Raw genomic sequence first — 17,827 nt, 5'->3', positions numbered from 1 at the left:
ATTCAACACTAAAAACCAACAATGAAATTCCTAAATTCTAAAACCTTAAAGGAAATAGCCCATATAATTAATTGTGATTATGTTGGTGCAGATGATTTTGAGATTTTAGGAATGAATGAAATTCATGTTGTTGAATCTGGTGACATTGTTTTTGTAGATCATCCTAAGTATTACGATAAAGCTTTGCAATCTGCAGCAACAATTGTATTAATCAACAAAGTAGTAGAATGTCCAGACGGAAAAGCACTTTTGATTAGTGATGATCCTTTTCGAGATTTTAATAAATTAACAAATCATTTTAAGCCTTTTAAATCCTCTAATATTGCAATATCTCCTTCAGCTAAAATAGGTGAGAACACAATTATACAACCCAATTGCTTTATAGGAAACAATGTTAGTATTGGTAATAACTGTGTTATTCATGCAAATGTTACCATTTATGATGATGCCATAATTGGTAATAATGTAACAATTCATTCTGGTACAATATTAGGTGCAAGTGCATTTTACTACAAGAATAGACCAGAAGGATTCGACCAATTGCTATCATGTGGTCGCGTGGTTATAGAAGATAATGTTCATATTGGAGCACTTTGCACAATAGATAATGGTGTTACAGCAAATACTACAATTGGCGAAGGCTCTAAATTAGATAATCAAGTTCAGGTTGGTCATGATACTGTTATTGGTAAAAAATGCCTGATTGCTTCTCAAGTAGGAATTGCAGGTTGTGTTATTATTGAAGACCAAGTTACCATTTGGGGACAAGTTGGTATAACAAGTGGTATTACAATAGGAGAGAAAGCTGTTATATCTGCACAATCTGGTGTTAGTAAATCTCTTGAAGGACATAAAAGTTATTTTGGTACTCCAGCAGATGACTTTAGATCGAAATATAAAGAAATAGCTTCTATTAGAAAGATACCAGAGATTTTAGACAAATTAAAGATTAAATAAATGAGCCCTAAAGAATTAGTAAAGCAGTTTTATGAATATGATTTAGTGAAAAATAAAATTTCAGTAGAACAATATTTTCATAGAGACTGTCAATTACATTGGAACAGTAGTACAGGATTTCAGATTTTAAATTACGATGCTATTTTAACATTCTTTAATAATATAAATAAAAACTACTATAATTTAAGAACAGAAATTAGTCATTTACTTCAAGATGGAGATTTTATAACTAGTAGACATACCGTTTTTGGAAGAACTATTGAAAACCAAGACGAAGAAATTCCATTGGCTCATTATATAAGTATTTGGCAAATAAAGGACGAAAAATTATATAGAGGACATCAAATTAGTCAATTAGCTGATGATGCTGCGATTATTGCAAATTCTTTTTCAGAAATAAAAGTTTAAAAAACTTTATATATAGCTGTTAAAAACTTACTTTTGCCACGTTTTAAAACATAAAAAATTAAACAACAATGAGCGTTTTAGTAAATAAAGATTCAAAAATTATAGTTCAAGGATTTACTGGTAGTGAAGGTACATTTCACGCTGGACAAATGATTGAGTATGGAACAAATGTTGTTGGTGGTGTTACTCCAGGAAAAGGAGGGCAAACACACCTAGACAAGCCAGTTTTTAATACTGTTGAAGAAGCTGTAGAAAAAGTAGGAGCAGATACAACAATTATTTTTGTACCACCTGCTTTCGCTGCTGATGCTATTATGGAAGCTGCAGATGCTGGAATTAAAGTTATTATCTGTATTACAGAAGGTATTCCAGTTGCAGATATGATTGTAGCATCAGATTATATAAAAGATAAAAATTGTCGTTTAATTGGTCCTAATTGTCCAGGTGTAATAACTCCAGGAGAAGCTAAAGTTGGTATCATGCCAGGATTCGTGTTTAAGCAAGGTAAAGTTGGTATTGTTTCAAAATCTGGAACATTAACTTACGAAGCTGCAGATCAAGTTGTTAAACAAGGATTGGGTATAACAACAGCTATTGGTATTGGTGGAGATCCAATTATAGGAACAACAACAAAAGAAGCTGTAGAATTATTAATAAACGATCCAGCTACAGAATGTGTAGTAATGATTGGAGAAATAGGTGGACAACTTGAAGCAGATGCTGCAAATTGGTATAAAGCTAGTGGTAGTAAAAAACCAATTATTGGTTTTATTGCAGGAGAAACTGCACCTGCAGGTCGAACAATGGGACATGCTGGAGCCATTGTAGGAGGAAGTGACGATACTGCTCAAGCTAAAAAAGCAATAATGAGAGCTTGTGGAATTAATGTAGTAGATTCACCCGCAGAAATAGGAAAAAAAGTAAAAGAAGTTTTAGGATAAAAGAACTTTAAACAAATTAATATTAAAACCTCACAAATTATTGTATTTGTGAGGTTTTTTTATTCTGAACACCATTGAAATTCTTATATTTGATTTAATAAATACAAATCTTCCGAAACAATCGGAAACTCAATTAACCAATTTTTTATATGAAACTTTTAGAAGGTAAAACAGCTATAATAACAGGAGCAAGTCGTGGTATTGGAAAAGGTATTGCAGAGGTTTTTGCACAACATGGCGCAAACGTTGCATTCACATACAGTGCATCTGTAGAAGCAGCAACCGCATTAGAAAAAGAATTAATAGCCTTAGGTGTTAAAGCTAAAGGGTATAAGAGTAATGCGGCAGATTTTAACGAATCTCAAAAACTAGCAGAAGATGTTCTATTAGAATTTGGTAGTATAGATATTTTAATAAATAATGCAGGCATAACAAAAGACAATTTGCTAATGCGTATGGGAGAAGAAGACTTTGATAAAGTAATAGAAGTTAACTTAAAATCTGTTTTTAATATGACAAAAGCAGTGCAACGCACAATGCTAAAGCAGCGTAAAGGCTCTATTATTAATATGAGTTCTGTAGTTGGTGTTAAGGGAAATGCAGGACAAACAAACTATGCAGCTTCTAAAGCAGGCATTATTGGTTTTTCAAAATCTGTTGCCTTAGAATTAGGTTCAAGAAACATAAGAAGTAATGTTATTGCTCCAGGTTTTATAGAAACCGAAATGACTGCAAAGCTAGACGAGGACACCGTTAAATCTTGGCGTAATGCAATACCATTAAAACGAGGTGGAACTCCAGAAGACATTGCAAATGTTTGCGTGTTTTTAGCAAGCGACATGTCTGCTTACATTACAGGACAGACCTTAAATGTAGATGGTGGCATGCTAACCTAGTACAATTATTAATCTTAATAAATAACCACTCATGAAAAAATTAATTTATGTTTTTACGCTTTTTATAGCGACTACAGCGTATGTAAATGCGCAAGACTGGATCGATTATAAATCTGAAGATTTAGCTTTTATTTCTGAATATCCAAAAGAACCAAAAAGAACAGTGCAAGACTTAGAAACTGCTGTTGGAACACTTAAAATGCACATGATTATGCATGCGCCAACATCTGGCGATGATAACGCAGTATATTCCTTAATTAGATCAGATTATCCCAAAGACCAATTTGAAGATGCAGATGATGAATATAATACCAATGTATTAGATGGAGCTGTAAATGGAGCTGTAAATAATGTTTAAGGTGAATTAGTTTTTGATGATAAAATAAAATTAAATGGTTATCCTGGCAGAAGCATTAAAATAAAAATAGCAGGTGGATTTATTTATATTAATGCATACTTAGTAGAAAACATCATGTATATAACTCAAGTTATTTGTCTTACAGATAATGATAATAATCCAGGTATTAAACGTTTTATGGATGCATTCAATATTTTAAAAGTAAAAGAATAATTGACAACACAAAAAATTCTATACATATTACTTGCAGGAATAGTCGCGCTTTTATTAGCGCTATTTCAATATAAATATAAAGCAAAAGGCGCATCAAAAAAGAATGCGCTTTTTGCCTTTTTACGTTTTTTAAGCATTTTTGGAGTCTTATTATTAATAATCAACCCAAAATTCCAACAAATAACCATTTTTAACGAAAAGCCTAACCTTGTCTTAGCGATAGATAATTCTAATTCAATAAAGCATTTAAATCAGGTAGAAAATGTATCAACAATAGTAGATAATATTAGAAATAACAAGACTTTAAAAGACAAGTTTAACATAGACGTTTTTTCTTTTGGAGCGACACTTAATGTTTTAGACTCTTTGTCTTTTAAAGAGCAACAAACCAATATAGACAAAGCTTTTAAGGCTTTAAACCAAGTGTATAAAAAAACGGTAGCTCCAACTATTATTATAACAGACGGAAACCAAACTTATGGTAATGATTACGAATATGCGGCTAAAAAATACAAGCAACCCATTTATCCTGTTATTATTGGTGATACTGCACAGTATCAAGATTTACAGTTAAAACAACTTAATGTAAACAAGTTTGCATTTTTCAAAAATAAGTTTCCAGCAGAAGCTATTCTATTGTATACAGGAGATCAAAACGTAAATACTAAATTTGTAGTAACTTCTGGAAATAATACTGTTTATTCTAAAAATCTTAATTTTTCTCAAGATGATAATTCTATAATTTTAAACTTCACTTTACCAGCAAATAGCGTAGGCGTTAAAAGCTATAGAGCAGCTATATTGCCAATTACAGATGAAAAAAACAAAGCAAACAACAGTAAAAATTTTGCAGTAGAAGTTATAGACCAAAAAACAAAAGTAGGTATAGTAACTTCTGTTTTACATCCAGATTTAGGCATGCTTAAAAAAAGCATAGAAACTAACGAGCAGCGTAAGGTGGTGTTCTTAAAGCCACAAGAAGCGATTAGTCAACTTAATGATTTGCAATTAGTTATTGTGTATCAACCAAACAATACATTTAAAAATCTGTTTGAAGCTTTAAAGCTTCAAAACAAAAATAAATTTGTAATTGCTGGACCAAAAACAGATTTTAAATTTTTAAATACTGTTAGCGAAAATTACCAACAGGATATTACTTCCCAAACTGAAGATTATCAGCCTAAATTAAATTTAAATTACAGTGCTTTTATTATTGAAGATTTAGATTTTGAATCCTTTCCGCCAGTGTTTGCTAATTTTGGTGAACCTAATTTTTCAGTACCTTTTGAGACTGTTTTATACAAAACAGTTGGTTCTATTAGTACAGAAGAACCGCTTCTAGCTACATTTGAAATTAATGGAAGACGAGAAGCCGTTTTATTTGGCGAAAATATTTGGAAATGGAGAGCACAGAGTTTTGTAAACAATGAAAGTTTTAATTCTTTCGATGATTTTACAGGAAAATTGATACAGTATCTCGCTTCTAATAAGCGTAAAAATAGATTGAATTTAGATTACGAATCGTTTTACTTAGGAAGCAGTACTATTGTTATGTCTGCTCAGTTTTTTAATAAAAACTATGAGTTTGATGCTAATGAGAGTTTAAACATTATTGTTACAGATAAAGTTAATAAAACCTCGCAAACCATTCCTTTTATCTTAAAAAATAATAATTATCAAGTAAACTTAAGCACTTTGCCAGCTTCAGATTATACTTTTACAGTAAAAGCGACTAGCGAGACTATTTCTAAGTCTGGAAGTTTTAAAATTTTAGAATATAATGTGGAGCAGCAATTTTTAAACGCAGACGTTTCAAAATTAAATACACTGGCTAGCCAAAGTAATGGTAATAGTTATTTTGTAAGTAATTACAAAACGCTAATAGATTATTTAGCAAAAGATGAAAGATACAAACCTATACAAAAAAGCAGTAAAAATAGTGTACCTTTAATCGATTGGAAATACCTTTTAGTTCTAATAGCGTTAACACTTGCAATAGAATGGTTTATGAGAAAATATAACGGATTAATATAATTAAAAATAAAAAAGAAATGGAAAAATTACCAAAAATTGGATTACCAATATTAATAGGAATAATAATACTAGTTATTGTTGTTGCAAAATCTGCTGTAACTATAGATTCTGGTGAAGCAGGAGTGCTTTTTGAAACTTTTGGAAAAGGTGTTGTAACAGATAAGCCACCAATGGGAGAAGGTTTTCATATTGTAGCACCATGGAACAAGGTTTATATTTATGAAGTGCGTCAACAAGAGGTTTTTGAAAAAATGAGTGCTTTGTCATCTAATGGATTAGATATTAAATTAGATGCTTCAATTTGGTTTCAGCCAGACTTTAAGAATTTAGGAAAGTTGCATCAAGAAAAAAGTAAAGAATATATTGGACGTGTTTTGCTTCCAGCTGTTCGTTCTGCCGCGAGAAGCGTTGTAGGTAGATACACTCCAGAACAACTCTACTCAAGTAAGCGTGACGCAATACAACAAGAAATTTTTGAAGAAACAAAGAAACTTGTAGGAAATCAATACATACAATTAAATGAAGTTTTAGTTAGAGACGTAACGTTACCACCTACCATTAAAGAAGCGATAGAACGTAAACTAAAACAAGAACAAGAGTCTTTAGAATACGAATTTAGACTTGTAACTGCAGCCAAAGAAGCAGAAAAAGTAATTATCGAAGCACAAGGAAAGGCTGACGCAAACCGTATTTTAAGTGCGTCGTTAACAGATAAAATACTTCAAGATAAAGGTATTGAAGCAACTGTTAAACTCTCAGAATCACAAAATAGTAAGGTTATTGTTATAGGTTCTGGTGATAGCGGAATGCCAATTATTTTAGGAAATCAATAAATTTGCTAATAAAATCATAAAGTTTTTAATTTACATCTAATTGGATTTGGTGTTATTGATTTTTTTATGAATATTTGTATATAACAAAAAGAAAATGAACTTTATTCAAATACATCATCATTATCATACTTGCACTCGAGCGAAGCGATAATGTATTGAATAAAACCAACATATATTAAATCCGTTTGAGTAAATCAAGCGGATTTTTTTATTCCCAACAACCAAGGGAGTTTATCCGAATAAAGATTTACTCTAACAAACAAAAACTAAAAAATAAAATGAGTAAACTTAAAATTGCGGTTCAGAAATCAGGAAGACTTAATGAAGACTCAATGAAGCTTCTAAAAGATATAGGAATTTCTATAGACAATGGTAAAGATCAATTAAAAGCAGTAGCAGCAAACTTTCCTTTAGAAGTTTTTTATTTAAGGAATGGAGATATCCCTCAATATTTAAGAGATGGTGTATAGACATTGCTATTATTGGCGAGAATGTATTAATAGAAAAAGGTACAGATTTGCCAATAGTAGAACGTTTAGGTTTTTCTAAATGTAAGGTATCTATAGCTGTACCTAAAAACTCTAAAGCAAAAAGCTTAAAAGATTTAGCAGGTAAAAGAATAGCAACTTCATATCCAAACACTGTTAATCAGTTTTTAGATAAAAATGGTATAAAAGCGAACCTTCATATTATTAATGGCTCTGTTGAAATTGCACCAAATATTGGTTTAGCAGACGGTATTTGTGAGAAAGCGTAATTATAAAAACCAATTCGTGTTTTAACTTCCAATTTTGCTTACTCTTTTTAAGTAAATAATATTGTAAAGGAATAAAGCTACAATATGAAAAAGCACCAACTAAAGCATAGAGTGGAAGATAGGTCAGCTTTTCAGAATGGTTTAATTCTGAAACATCCAAAGGTTCTGTAAAAAATAAAAAAGCAAAAACCCAAAAGGCAACACCTAAAGCAATAATTAAATGGTGTTTAATTTCAGGATCGAATGGGTATTTTGTTTTCAATAGAATGCTTTTTCTATTAACGAATTTAATAAAAAAAGCATCAGCTCTAAAATTTTAGAACTAATGCTTTTGTGTGTTCTTTTTAATTGCTAGTTAAGAAATCCAGCCTTTAGTTTTAAATAGTCTTCCTAAAATAACAAATAAGATAGCAAATGCAATAATCATTATTGTCATCCCAATATTGCTAGCGTATCCATTCATTAAAATGTAACTCATTTGAACAATGACTGCTAAAAGCGACAAAAGCAATAAAGAATAGCCTATTTTTTTTCTTAGAAGAATAAATACAAAACCTAAGAAGCCAGCAAAAACAGCTATAGCAAATGCTGCAGTAACCCAAGAAGGAGTATTGGCTGCAATATCTAATTGTTCTTGAGTATACATGTTTCTAAAACTTTCTGTATTGTAAGCTTGTTGTAAATAAGCATTAACTCCCATGCCATTCCAAATTAAGCCAATAATGGCTACTATCCAAAACCAAATTGGCGGTTTTTGTGTTGAATTTACTGTCATAATATTTTATATTTAGTTAGTTAATAATAATACAATATATAAAAATTTTGTTTAACGCTAGTTATAGGTTATTTTCGAGTTTATAAATTAGCACACTTTTGAAGAAATTTTATTATCTAATAACTATACAATATCTAGGCTATCGTTTTCACGGTTGGCAAAAGCAGCCAGATGTAAAAACTTTGCATCTAATGGTAGATAGAACATTAAATTTTATACTTGAAGGCCAACGCTTTAAGAGCCTAGCATCTGGTAGAACAGACGCAATGGTATCTGCCGAAGAAGCAGCCATAGAGTTGTTTTTATATGAACCTATAGAAGATAAGGTAGCCTTTTTAAAGCTTTTCAACACCAACTTACCACAAGATATTAGAGCATTAGCCATAAAAGAGGTAGATGCTAAATTTAATATCATTAATAACTCTAAAGTTAAAGAATATTTGTATTTGTTTGCTTTTGGAGATAAGTTTCATCCGTTTTGTGCACCTATATTAACTACTATTTTAGAGGACTTAGATATTGAAATCATGAAAAAGGGAGCCAAACTATTTCAAGGTGAACATTACTTAAAAACCTATTGCTACAAACCATCTGATAATGGAATTTATAATCGCGAAATTTTAACCTGTGAGATAATTGAAAACACAATATATTCTGCAAATTTCTTTCCTAAAAAAAGCTATTTGTTAAGAGTTCGTGGTAAAGGATTTATGAGAAATCAAATTAGATTAATGATGGGTACTTTAATAGATTTAGGAAAAGGAAAGCTTACTTTAAATGATATCGAAAAGTCTTTAGAGCCTGAAAATACTATTAAAATGGAATACATTGCACCTGCTTCGGGATTAATACTTAAGAGTCTTCAGTTTGAATAAAGCTGTTAATTATTTTATCAACTACTTGGATGTCTTAACATAAATTAATCTAATTTAAGTTACTAACAAGCAGTTATTTATCTATTAATAAACGCTGTAATTATTTTATTTAAAAACTAATAATAAATGTAATTTGTATTAAAATAAAAATTACATTTGCGGCGAAATATCAAATGTATTAACAACAATTAAAAAACAGTAAAAATGAAAAAATCAGCATATACTTTAACTTTATTATTATGTCTTTCTTTAGTCTTTGTAGGTTGTAGAGAAGAAAAAGAAACTCCAGCAGAAACTATTGAAGAAACAATTGAAGAAGTAGGTGAAGAGGTTGAAGCAGCTTCAGAAGATGTTCAAGACGTTATTGAAGATGTAGAAGAAGTAGAAGAATAATAAATTTATAATTATTAAATTTAAAAGTCTCAGTAGCTAATTTAGCAACTGAGACTTTTTTTGTAACTTTAAATTCATTTTTAAAAATGGTTTATGGTTTCAAAAGACGTCTTTAATTTTTTAAAAAAATTAGAGAAAAATAATAATAGAGATTGGTTTAATAGCAATAAGTTAGAGTTTAAAACTTTAGAAAGCGAAGTTAAAATGTTTTACTCTAAAGTAAACCAAAAGCTAAACATTCACGACAAAACCGATAAAGTAAAACTCTTTAGAATTTATCGAGACGTTCGTTTTTCAAAAAACAAACAGCCCTACAAAACACACTTTAGTGGCTCATTTCATCGTGTAAAACCTCACTTAAGAGGAGGTTACTATTTTCATATTCAACCTAATAACGAGAGTTTTGTGGCTACTGGTTTTTGGGATCCTTCAAAAGAAGATTTATTTCGTATTCGTAAAGAATTCGAAATGGATGATGAAGAAATTAGAGCCATTATCAATAATAAGACATTTAAATCTGTTTGGGGAGAACTAGAAGGTGAAGCATTAAAAACAGCTCCTAAAGGATTTGATAAAGAGCATAAAGCTATAGATTTAATAAGACGCAAACAATTTATTTTCACTAAGAAATTTACAGATGAGGAAGTGCAAAATAAAGATATATTAGAAAAAATAGACCAAGCTTTTAAAGGCATAAGACCATATTTTGATTATATGAGCGATGTTTTAACCACTAATTTAAACGGAGAATCTTTAATATAAAACAAACATTACATGATTAAGAAAATTGTATTTCCCATTCTTGGGCTTTTAACTGTACTATCCTGTACAGACAAAAACAAATCTCTAGCAGATTCCAAAACTGAGACAGAATTTAAAATAGATTATGAAAAATTTACTTTAGATAATGGTCTAGAAGTAATATTACATGTAGATAAAAGCGATCCTATTGTAGCTGTAGCAACAGTAATGCATGTTGGTTCTAATCGTGAAGAGCCAGGAAAAACAGGCTTTGCACACTTTTTTGAACATATGAGTTTTAACGATTCAGAAAACACTCCTGTTGGTGCTAATCGTAAAATGATACCAGAATGGGGAGGAAGCAGAAATGGTGGTACATCTAACGATTATACCGTCTATTATGAAGTGGTACCTAAAGATGCGTTCGAGAAAATTTTATGGATCGATTCAGACCGTTTTGGTTATATGATTAATACTGTAACCGAAGCAGCATTAGAACGCGAAAAACAAGTGGTTAAAAACGAAAAACGACAACGTGTTGATAACGCAGCCTACGGTTATACAAACGAAATTATTAGAAAAAACCTTTATCCAGAAGGCCATCCTTACAACTGGACAGTTATTGGGTCGCTTCCAGATTTGCAAGCGGCAACGTTAGAAGATGTTAAAACATTTTATAAAAAATATTATGGAGCAGGTAACGCTTCACTTGTAATTGCTGGAGATATCGATGTTGAGGAAACTAAAGCTTTAGTAAAGAAATGGTTTGGAGAAATACCAAGAGGACCAGAAGTTAAGCCTTTAGAGCCTAGACCTGTTACACTTGAAGCTACTAAATCTCTATATTTTGAAGATAACTTTGCAAAATTACCAGAACTTCGTATCGTTTTTCCAACAGTAGAGGAGTATCATAAGGATTCTTATGCCTTAAACATTTTAGGACAATTATTAAGCGGAAGTAAAAAAGCACCTTTATATAAAGTTATTGTTGAAGAAGAAAAATTAGCACCTAATGTAGGAAGTTACCAGTCAAGTAGCGAGTTAGCTGGAGAATTTATTTTTAGAGTAAGAGCTAACGAAACCATAGATTTAGATAGTGTAAAAGTTGCCATAGATAAAGGTTTAGCCATGTTTGAGGCAGAAGGCGTTAATACAAAAGATTTAAAACGCATAAAAGCAGAGCAAGAAACTAACTTATATCGAGGTGTCAGTACCGTTTTAAACAAAGCCTTCCAATTGGTTCAAGATAATGAGTTTATTGGCGATCCTAGTTACATAACAGAAACTGCTAAATTAACCAATGCAGTTACAGCAGAAGATATAATGCGTGTTTATAATACTTACTTAAAAGGTAAAAACTATTTAATGACTAGTGTTGTTCCAAAAGAACAACTAAATTTAGCCATTACAGAATCTACAGAAGCAAAAGTTTGGATAGAAGAAGTTAAAAAAGATGTTGCAAACGAAGAAGTTAGCCAAGGAGAAGAAGCGGTTTATGAGAAAACACCAAGCAAATATGATAGAAGTGAACCAGATTTTGGTGAGTTACCATTATTTAAATCACCAATTGTTTGGAAAGGCAAGTTAGAAAATGGAATGACGTTTACTGGCATTGAAAATAATGAAGTACCATTAGTAGAGTTCGATATAACAATTCCTGGAGGACAACTAATAGAATCTATTGAAAAAGCAGGAGTTTCAAGTCTTTTAAGCGATTTGCTAATGCAAGGCACTAAAACTAAATCTGCAGCAGATTTAGAAGAAGCTATTGGTATGTTAGGAGCCTCAATTAACATGTATACTACCAACGAAGACTTTCATGTAACTGGCTCTTGTTTAGCTAAAAATTTTGAAGAAACAATAGCATTGGTTAAAGAAATTATATTAGAACCACGTTGGGATGAAAAAGAATATAACCGTTTAAAACAAGCATTAGAAACTAACTTAAAAGGTAGAGAGGCTAATCCTAATTTTATAGCATCTTCTAATTTTAATAAATTAATATATGGAGAAAATCATCCTTTTGGAGTTCCAACATCTGGAAACTTTGAATCGGTTAGTAAAATTACTTTAAACGATTTGCAAGAGTATTATTTAAAATTATCACCAAAAGATGCTAACTTTCATCTTGCAGGTGCTTTAACTAAAGCGCAAACCTTAGATAAAATCTCAATTTTAAACGATTGGAAAAATGATGCTATAGTTATAGATAATTACACTATACCAGAACAAAATAAAGCAAACACATTGTATTTTATAGATGTTCCAGACGCAAAACAATCTGTACTTTACATTGGTAAATTAGCCTTATCTCAAACAAATGAAGACGCTAATAATTTAAGTTTTGCAAACGAAATTATTGGAGGTGGTTCTAGCGGACAATTATTTCAAACGCTTCGTATTGGTAAAGGTTATACTTATGGTGCTTATTCTTCAATAAGTTCTAATAAAGAAGTCTCTCCATTTACAGTACGAACTAGTGTAAGAGCAAATGCCACACTAAAATCGTTAGATATTATAAAAGAGATGTTGACTAATTATGCAGAGAACTTTAAAGATAAAGAAGTAGAGCTAACAAAAACAAAAGTTTTAAAAAGCCAAACTCGTGCTTTCGAAAGCTTAGGAGCTAAACTTGGTATGTTAAGACAAATGAGCAAGTATAATAAAGCTGAAGACTTTTTAGTGAAAAACCAAGAAGAATTAGTTAATATGAAATTATCTGATTACAAAGAAGTTATAGGTACTTACTTAAATGAAAAGGAGATGATTTATGTTGTAGTAGGAGATAAGAAAACTCAATTTGAAGAAGTAAAGAAATTAGGTAAAACCGTTATTGAATTAGATATTTTTGGAAATAAAAAATAAAGGTTAATTTAATAATCAATCTTAAAGCCACAATTTCATTAGTAATTGTGGCTTTTTATTTAATTTTTTTAAAAAAAAGTAAACTATACCTCTGCAAGAACAGGTTCTAACAGTTGGATTTGGCTTTGTATACGTTGTATTACCAAATTCATCATACGCTTATTTAATGCTGAAGAGTTGGTAATGTAAAGCTTATATTCTTCAATAGTAAATAGGCCAATAATTATTCCTTTTAAGGCATTTCTAAATTTTATATCTTTATGTATAGCATTGTCTATATAATGCATTCGTTTATCTAAAGTCAATTCATAAAACACATTTTTGTGTTTAGAAATATAGTTTTTAAAAACTTCAACAAATAAATCGTTTTGCAGTTTAATTATAGGACGTAGTGTTAAGTTCTGAAAACGCTCGTCTGTACTCATATTATTACTAATTTTAATAGAAGAAATAATAGGTCTAATAGCTAATAATTGTTCATCTCTAGTAGTCATAATTGTTTCAGTTTTTATAAAAATATTAATTATGAAGCTATAATGATTCACTATAGAATTTTCTTGTTAACGGTCTTATGAACAATTATCTTTATAAAAATTAATATACTATGAGATTTCACACAAGAAAATGGGTAAAACCAGAAGATTTAAATCCTAATGGCACTTTATTTGGAGGACGTTTATTAGCATGGATTGATGAGGAAGCAGCTTTATATACTGTCGTTCAACTTAATAACTCAAAAATTGTTACAAAATATATTAGCGAAATTAATTTTAACAGTAAAGCTTTAAAAGGTGATATAGTTGAAATTGGTATGGAAGTTAAAAGTTTTGGACGTTCCTCTATTACTTTAAAATGCGAAGTTAGAAATATGATGACACGAGAAACAATAGTTACAGTAGATAATATTACTATGGTAAACCTTGGAGATGATGGTAAGCCAAAACCACATGGTAAAACTAAAGTAGAGTTTATAAGCGACAGGTTAAACGATTAGTGTGATTAAAACTTTCAAAAAAAAATTGAATTAAAAGTTTAAATTACGCTAAAGGTTTTAGATATTTTTTATCGACATAAAAAGTTCCAAAAGGAATTAAAGAGCCTAGTAAAATAACAATAAAAGTTTTAGTATTCCATTTGTATGTTGTTTGTAAAAATATTGCCAAAGCAATATAAGCTACAAAAAGTAAGCCATGAGGCATACCAAGAAGTTGAACATATTCATCGTTACCTTCTGGCATACGCTTATATACAGCTGCTGCCATTAATAACAAATACGAAACACCTTCTAACAAAGCAATAATTCTAAACGTTTTAAGCATCCTATTTTTTTATTAATTTCTTGATAGTGATTTCTTTTGTGTTAGGATCTATAAATTTTGCTAAATATAAGCCTGCAGACAAATGAGAAACATTAACACTTTTATTATTGCTAATAGCGCTAGAGTTTACTAATGCACCATTAATAGTGTAAATATCAACAGTGTAATTTTTAATACTGCTGGTTTGAATGTTTAATTGGTTTAAAACAGGATTAGGATATATAACAATATCGTTTTCCAAAGTATTCTCAGAGGTAGATAGTGACGCATCAAAATATTGTACTGCTAAGTCATAGGCTTCTTTACCAATTTTATCACCAATAATACGACCTCTTATGTCATCTATTGGAGGATGAATTCCTCCCCAAATACGAGATAAACTTGTTTGATCTGAAGCATCTCTATAGGTTGCCCATTGTAAAGTAAAACTTTGAGTTGGTCCTTCTTCAAAAACTAAAAAATCGTTTTGTAAAATATCAAATGTTCCCATTCCACCTGGAAAAAAGGCGTCTCCAGTTACTAAAGTTAATACTTCTGCAGCAGCTCTAGAAAAAGTAGAATGTCCTGAAAGATAACCAGCAAAAGGAGGTGTTACAAATGTAGGACGTTGGTAGGGCCACCAATGCTCTCCAAGAATCCAATCTACTCCAGCAACATCAACTGCTGGATCTGTAATAAAATCTGGACCTTTCCATGATTTAATTTTAATTTTATTTACATTTTCATCACCAGTTCCAGCTAGAGCATCTCCAGTTTCTATTAATTCTACTAAACCAGGAATTAATGGCATGCCATGAGGATCGTAGCTAGGTAAAGTTGCATCTGTACTTTGTCCTTTTCCAGCCATATATCTAATTGCAGATATTGGTCTAATATAATCGTAATAACCTTTAATTCCCCAAGTGTCTACAGCAGCATCATGCATTGCTCCACCTAAAACCAAATAGCCTTTAACATCCCACTCTAAATCGCTTAATATAGGACCTTGACCATTAAATTGTTTTACGGTATCTGGATGATCGCTTACATAATTTATAATAGTAAACCAATGTCCTGGAGGAGTCTCAGAATCTGGGCCATCTGCCCAAAATTCTGCTAAAACTCTAGCGTAATCACTTCTTTTTACCAATTGTGGTACATAAGGCAATCCTGTACTTGGATTTAAAGCATGTCCAGTTCCAGAATCTCCTCCATTTGTAAAGTCGTAAAACGCTTTATATTCTTGAAAAGTTTGAGGATAATTGGTTAAGTCAACATTTCCTAAAGCTCCTGGAGAAATATCAATAGTTGTATTATCGTTTGGATCCAGATGCGATGACCAAGAGGCAACTAATGTAAAATACCATTTATAAGGATCGTCAATACCATCTTCATTAGAGTTTTGTATATAATCTGGTGGTCCTGGATCGTTATAAACATAAGAATCAAAACCATTATTTAATATTTGTAAATCTGTGCTTTTAAGTGCAAACGGACTCACTTCTCCCCATTCAGGACTCAAGAAACTAGGTGTGTCTAGAGGATAAGTGTTTCCACTCTGGTCAACAAACACGTCGAATGCTAGAGGTTGCCACGAATTTGGATTTATAGCAGTATTGTCTTCGTATAGCTCCAAAACTAAAGGCTGATTTGATGGAGAATAAAATTGATTTGTATAACTATTTTGTTCATTAGAGCCATCTTGAAGACCAAAAGCTATAATTTCTTGTGCAAAATAGTTTCCTAATGCTGCATAAGAGTTGGTACTATAATCTGTAGAAGTAAATGTAGCATCGTATCCTAAGTTACTAAACAGAGTGTTAATTGAAATAAGAGTGTTAGCTGAGTCTGGTGAGTTTGCAAATCTATAATTTAAAAGTCTATACATTGTATAACTCATCATTTCTGCTCTTGCAACATTTATATCTGTAGGTGTAGCGATACCATTAAAGCTAAAATTGTAACCTTGAAATGTTTTTCCTAAAAAAACAGTTTCGGCTTGAGTATCAAACAAAGCCCAAGCATCATACATTGCAACAGAAGTATGAAATAAGTTTCTAGCATGTATTGTAGGTCTTGCAAAGTCGGACCTAATAGCATTTAATAATTCTTCATTCCATTGTCTTGCAATAGATTGTGATTGCATTGTATTTAAAGAAACAAACAATAATAGTGTTGTAATTAGAAGTTTTTTCATTTAAATTATTAATTTGTGTAGGTAACAGAAACTATGCGTTTTGCAAAATTCTTTAAGCATAGTATTAGTAATAAATTTATAATATTTTTTAAATTTAATAATTTGAAACTTGATTTTTAAGATAAGATTATAAAATCTTGATTTTTAAATCAATAAATTTACAACAGTATAAAAAAATAGAGAATTGAAAAGATGAAAAAAAAATCACGAATACTAATAATTATTTGTTCGTTGGCTTTTTTTGGATGCCAAAATCAAGCTGTAAGTCAAGTTCCAAAAGTTGTTGAAAAGGCTTTTAAATTAAAGTATCCAGATGAAAACGATCCAGATTGGGAAATAGATGCTCACGGTAATTTTGAATCTCATTTTAAAAAAGAAGGTGTAAAATATAGAGCTGATTTTTCTCCTGAAGGTATTTGGATTGAAACAGAAACCAGCATATCTAAAAAAGACTTACCAAAATCTATAAGAGAAGCCATTAAGAAAAATTATTCTAAAGAGGAAATCGCTGAGATTGAAAAGGTTGATAGTGCTTTAAAAGGTGAATTTTATGATGTAGAATTCAAACAAAAAGGAAAAAATAAAGATGTAGAATATCGTGCTTCTGGAGAAGAACTTTAGTTTAACAAGTGTTAATTATTTTTTTATGCAATGAAACTATTAGACTTTAATTTCGACTATATCTTAGAAAATGATGTTGTTCTACTATCACCTCTAAAAGCAGATGATATTAATTTGTTATCGAGGTTTTCAATTTACGAACCAAAATTATGGGAATTCTCTTTGCAACCTGCTAATGGTTTAGAAAATTTGAAGGTTTATATTGAGAAAGCATTACATGATAAATTAAATAATAAATCGTATCCTTTTATTGTATTCGATAAACGAAAGAACGCATACGCAGGAAGTACTCGCTTTTACGATTACCAACCAGAACACAACACAGTACAGCTAGGTTACACTTGGTATGGTAAGGATTATCAAGGTACAGGTTTAAATAAAAATTGTAAATATTTAATGCTTTCTTTTGCTTTTGAAACATTAGGTGTTGAACGTGTAGAATTTAGAGCAGACAATAATAATAAAAAGAGTATTGCAGCCATGAAAAGTATAGGTTGTAGAGTAGAAGGTGTTTTAAGGCAAAATTGCTCTACACCAGAAGGTAACAGACGCGATAGCATTGTTTTAAGTATTCTAAAAAACGAATGGTTTGATAGTATTAAAACTAGTTTGGCTTCTAGGTTATAATTAATTAAAGTGTCTTTATCTTTACCAAAAAAACAGTA

The 17,827-nt window shown here is 30.7% G+C and carries 20 protein-coding genes; 16 read left to right on the top strand and 4 right to left on the bottom strand.

Features of this window, described 5'->3' with window-relative positions; genetic code table 11:
* Positions 1 to 21 precede the first annotated feature (21 nt).
* From P8H50_RS08750 to hisG, 9 genes are all read left to right on the top strand, one after another.
* A complete protein-coding gene (locus P8H50_RS08750) occupies positions 22 to 957 on the top strand; it encodes a UDP-3-O-(3-hydroxymyristoyl)glucosamine N-acyltransferase (protein ID WP_300207895.1) in 936 nt (311 codons plus the stop codon).
* Entirely contained in the window at positions 958 to 1,365 is a 408-nt protein-coding gene (locus P8H50_RS08745) for a nuclear transport factor 2 family protein (protein ID WP_300207892.1), read from the top strand.
* A gap of 68 nt (positions 1,366 to 1,433) precedes the next feature.
* Entirely contained in the window at positions 1,434 to 2,306 is an 873-nt protein-coding gene (sucD, locus tag P8H50_RS08740) for a succinate--CoA ligase subunit alpha (protein ID WP_300207889.1), read from the top strand.
* A 149-nt stretch (positions 2,307 to 2,455) separates the two neighbouring features.
* Positions 2,456 to 3,202 carry a 3-oxoacyl-[acyl-carrier-protein] reductase gene (fabG, locus tag P8H50_RS08735; protein WP_300207886.1) on the top strand — a complete coding sequence of 249 codons (747 nt, stop codon included), beginning with the start codon at positions 2,456 to 2,458 and terminating at the stop codon, positions 3,200 to 3,202.
* 31 nt (positions 3,203 to 3,233) lie between these two features.
* Positions 3,234 to 3,560, top strand: a complete 327-nt coding sequence (locus tag P8H50_RS08730; RefSeq protein WP_300207883.1) for a hypothetical protein — start codon at positions 3,234 to 3,236, stop codon at positions 3,558 to 3,560.
* 213 nt (positions 3,561 to 3,773) lie between these two features.
* Complete coding sequence (locus P8H50_RS08725; protein WP_300207880.1) at positions 3,774 to 5,807, top strand: VWA domain-containing protein; 2,034 nt, start codon at positions 3,774 to 3,776, stop codon at positions 5,805 to 5,807.
* Positions 5,808 to 5,824: 17 nt separating this feature from the next.
* Positions 5,825 to 6,640, top strand: a complete 816-nt coding sequence (locus P8H50_RS08720) for a prohibitin family protein (RefSeq protein WP_300207877.1) — start codon at positions 5,825 to 5,827, stop codon at positions 6,638 to 6,640.
* A 278-nt stretch (positions 6,641 to 6,918) separates the two neighbouring features.
* Complete coding sequence (locus tag P8H50_RS08715; RefSeq protein WP_300207875.1) at positions 6,919 to 7,110, top strand: hypothetical protein; 192 nt, start codon at positions 6,919 to 6,921, stop codon at positions 7,108 to 7,110.
* On the top strand, positions 7,023 to 7,397 hold the full coding sequence (hisG, locus tag P8H50_RS08710; RefSeq protein WP_366900973.1) for an ATP phosphoribosyltransferase: 375 nt from the start codon (positions 7,023 to 7,025) through the stop codon (positions 7,395 to 7,397). The genes P8H50_RS08715 and hisG overlap by 88 nt, the downstream gene beginning before the upstream one ends.
* Before the next feature lie 355 nt (positions 7,398 to 7,752).
* Here hisG and P8H50_RS08705 read toward each other — a convergent pair whose 3' ends face one another.
* The gene (locus tag P8H50_RS08705; protein ID WP_300207872.1) at positions 7,753 to 8,172 is read right to left on the bottom strand and encodes a hypothetical protein; all 420 of its coding nucleotides are present in this window, start codon (positions 8,170 to 8,172) and stop codon (positions 7,753 to 7,755) included.
* A gap of 98 nt (positions 8,173 to 8,270) precedes the next feature.
* Here P8H50_RS08705 and P8H50_RS08700 point away from each other — a divergent pair, with 98 nt between their 5' ends.
* The 4 genes from P8H50_RS08700 (at position 8,271) to P8H50_RS08685 (ending at position 13,046) form a co-directional block, all read left to right on the top strand.
* Entirely contained in the window at positions 8,271 to 9,047 is a 777-nt protein-coding gene (locus tag P8H50_RS08700) for a tRNA pseudouridine synthase A (RefSeq protein ID WP_300207870.1), read from the top strand.
* 204 nt (positions 9,048 to 9,251) lie between these two features.
* Positions 9,252 to 9,440: a hypothetical protein gene (locus P8H50_RS08695; protein WP_300207867.1), complete on the top strand. Its 189-nt coding sequence runs from the start codon at positions 9,252 to 9,254 to the stop codon at positions 9,438 to 9,440.
* A 93-nt stretch (positions 9,441 to 9,533) separates the two neighbouring features.
* Positions 9,534 to 10,202: a DUF2461 domain-containing protein gene (locus P8H50_RS08690; RefSeq protein ID WP_300207864.1), complete on the top strand. Its 669-nt coding sequence runs from the start codon at positions 9,534 to 9,536 to the stop codon at positions 10,200 to 10,202.
* Between the two features lie 12 nt (positions 10,203 to 10,214).
* Positions 10,215 to 13,046, top strand: coding sequence for a pitrilysin family protein (locus tag P8H50_RS08685; RefSeq protein WP_300207862.1), 2,832 nt, complete (start codon positions 10,215 to 10,217; stop codon positions 13,044 to 13,046).
* A gap of 83 nt (positions 13,047 to 13,129) precedes the next feature.
* Here P8H50_RS08685 and P8H50_RS08680 read toward each other — a convergent pair whose 3' ends face one another.
* Entirely contained in the window at positions 13,130 to 13,540 is a 411-nt protein-coding gene (locus P8H50_RS08680) for a glyoxalase (RefSeq protein WP_300207860.1), read from the bottom strand.
* Positions 13,541 to 13,650: 110 nt separating this feature from the next.
* On the opposite strand from P8H50_RS08680, the gene P8H50_RS08675 reads away from it, so the two are divergent.
* Positions 13,651 to 14,040, top strand: coding sequence for a hotdog domain-containing protein (locus P8H50_RS08675; protein ID WP_300207858.1), 390 nt, complete (start codon positions 13,651 to 13,653; stop codon positions 14,038 to 14,040).
* Between the two features lie 43 nt (positions 14,041 to 14,083).
* Here P8H50_RS08675 and P8H50_RS08670 read toward each other — a convergent pair whose 3' ends face one another.
* Both P8H50_RS08670 and P8H50_RS08665 read right to left on the bottom strand, forming a co-directional pair.
* Positions 14,084 to 14,365, bottom strand: a complete 282-nt coding sequence (locus tag P8H50_RS08670; RefSeq protein WP_300207856.1) for a DUF3817 domain-containing protein — start codon at positions 14,363 to 14,365, stop codon at positions 14,084 to 14,086.
* Between the two features lies 1 nt (position 14,366).
* On the bottom strand, positions 14,367 to 16,541 hold the full coding sequence (locus P8H50_RS08665; protein WP_300207854.1) for a T9SS type A sorting domain-containing protein: 2,175 nt from the start codon (positions 16,539 to 16,541) through the stop codon (positions 14,367 to 14,369).
* A 192-nt stretch (positions 16,542 to 16,733) separates the two neighbouring features.
* Between P8H50_RS08665 and P8H50_RS08660 the strand changes: the two genes are divergently transcribed.
* Positions 16,734 to 17,162 carry a PepSY-like domain-containing protein gene (locus tag P8H50_RS08660; protein WP_300207852.1) on the top strand — a complete coding sequence of 143 codons (429 nt, stop codon included), beginning with the start codon at positions 16,734 to 16,736 and terminating at the stop codon, positions 17,160 to 17,162.
* 30 nt (positions 17,163 to 17,192) lie between these two features.
* Entirely contained in the window at positions 17,193 to 17,789 is a 597-nt protein-coding gene (locus tag P8H50_RS08655; protein WP_300207850.1) for a GNAT family protein, read from the top strand.
* Positions 17,790 to 17,827: the final 38 nt, after the last annotated feature.

The sequence above is a fragment of the Lacinutrix sp. genome (assembly GCF_029238095.1).
GTDB lineage: Bacteria > Bacteroidota > Bacteroidia > Flavobacteriales > Flavobacteriaceae > Lacinutrix.
The sequence above is the reverse complement of the archived record's forward strand: the minus strand, read 5'-3'. Positions and strand labels throughout refer to the sequence as shown.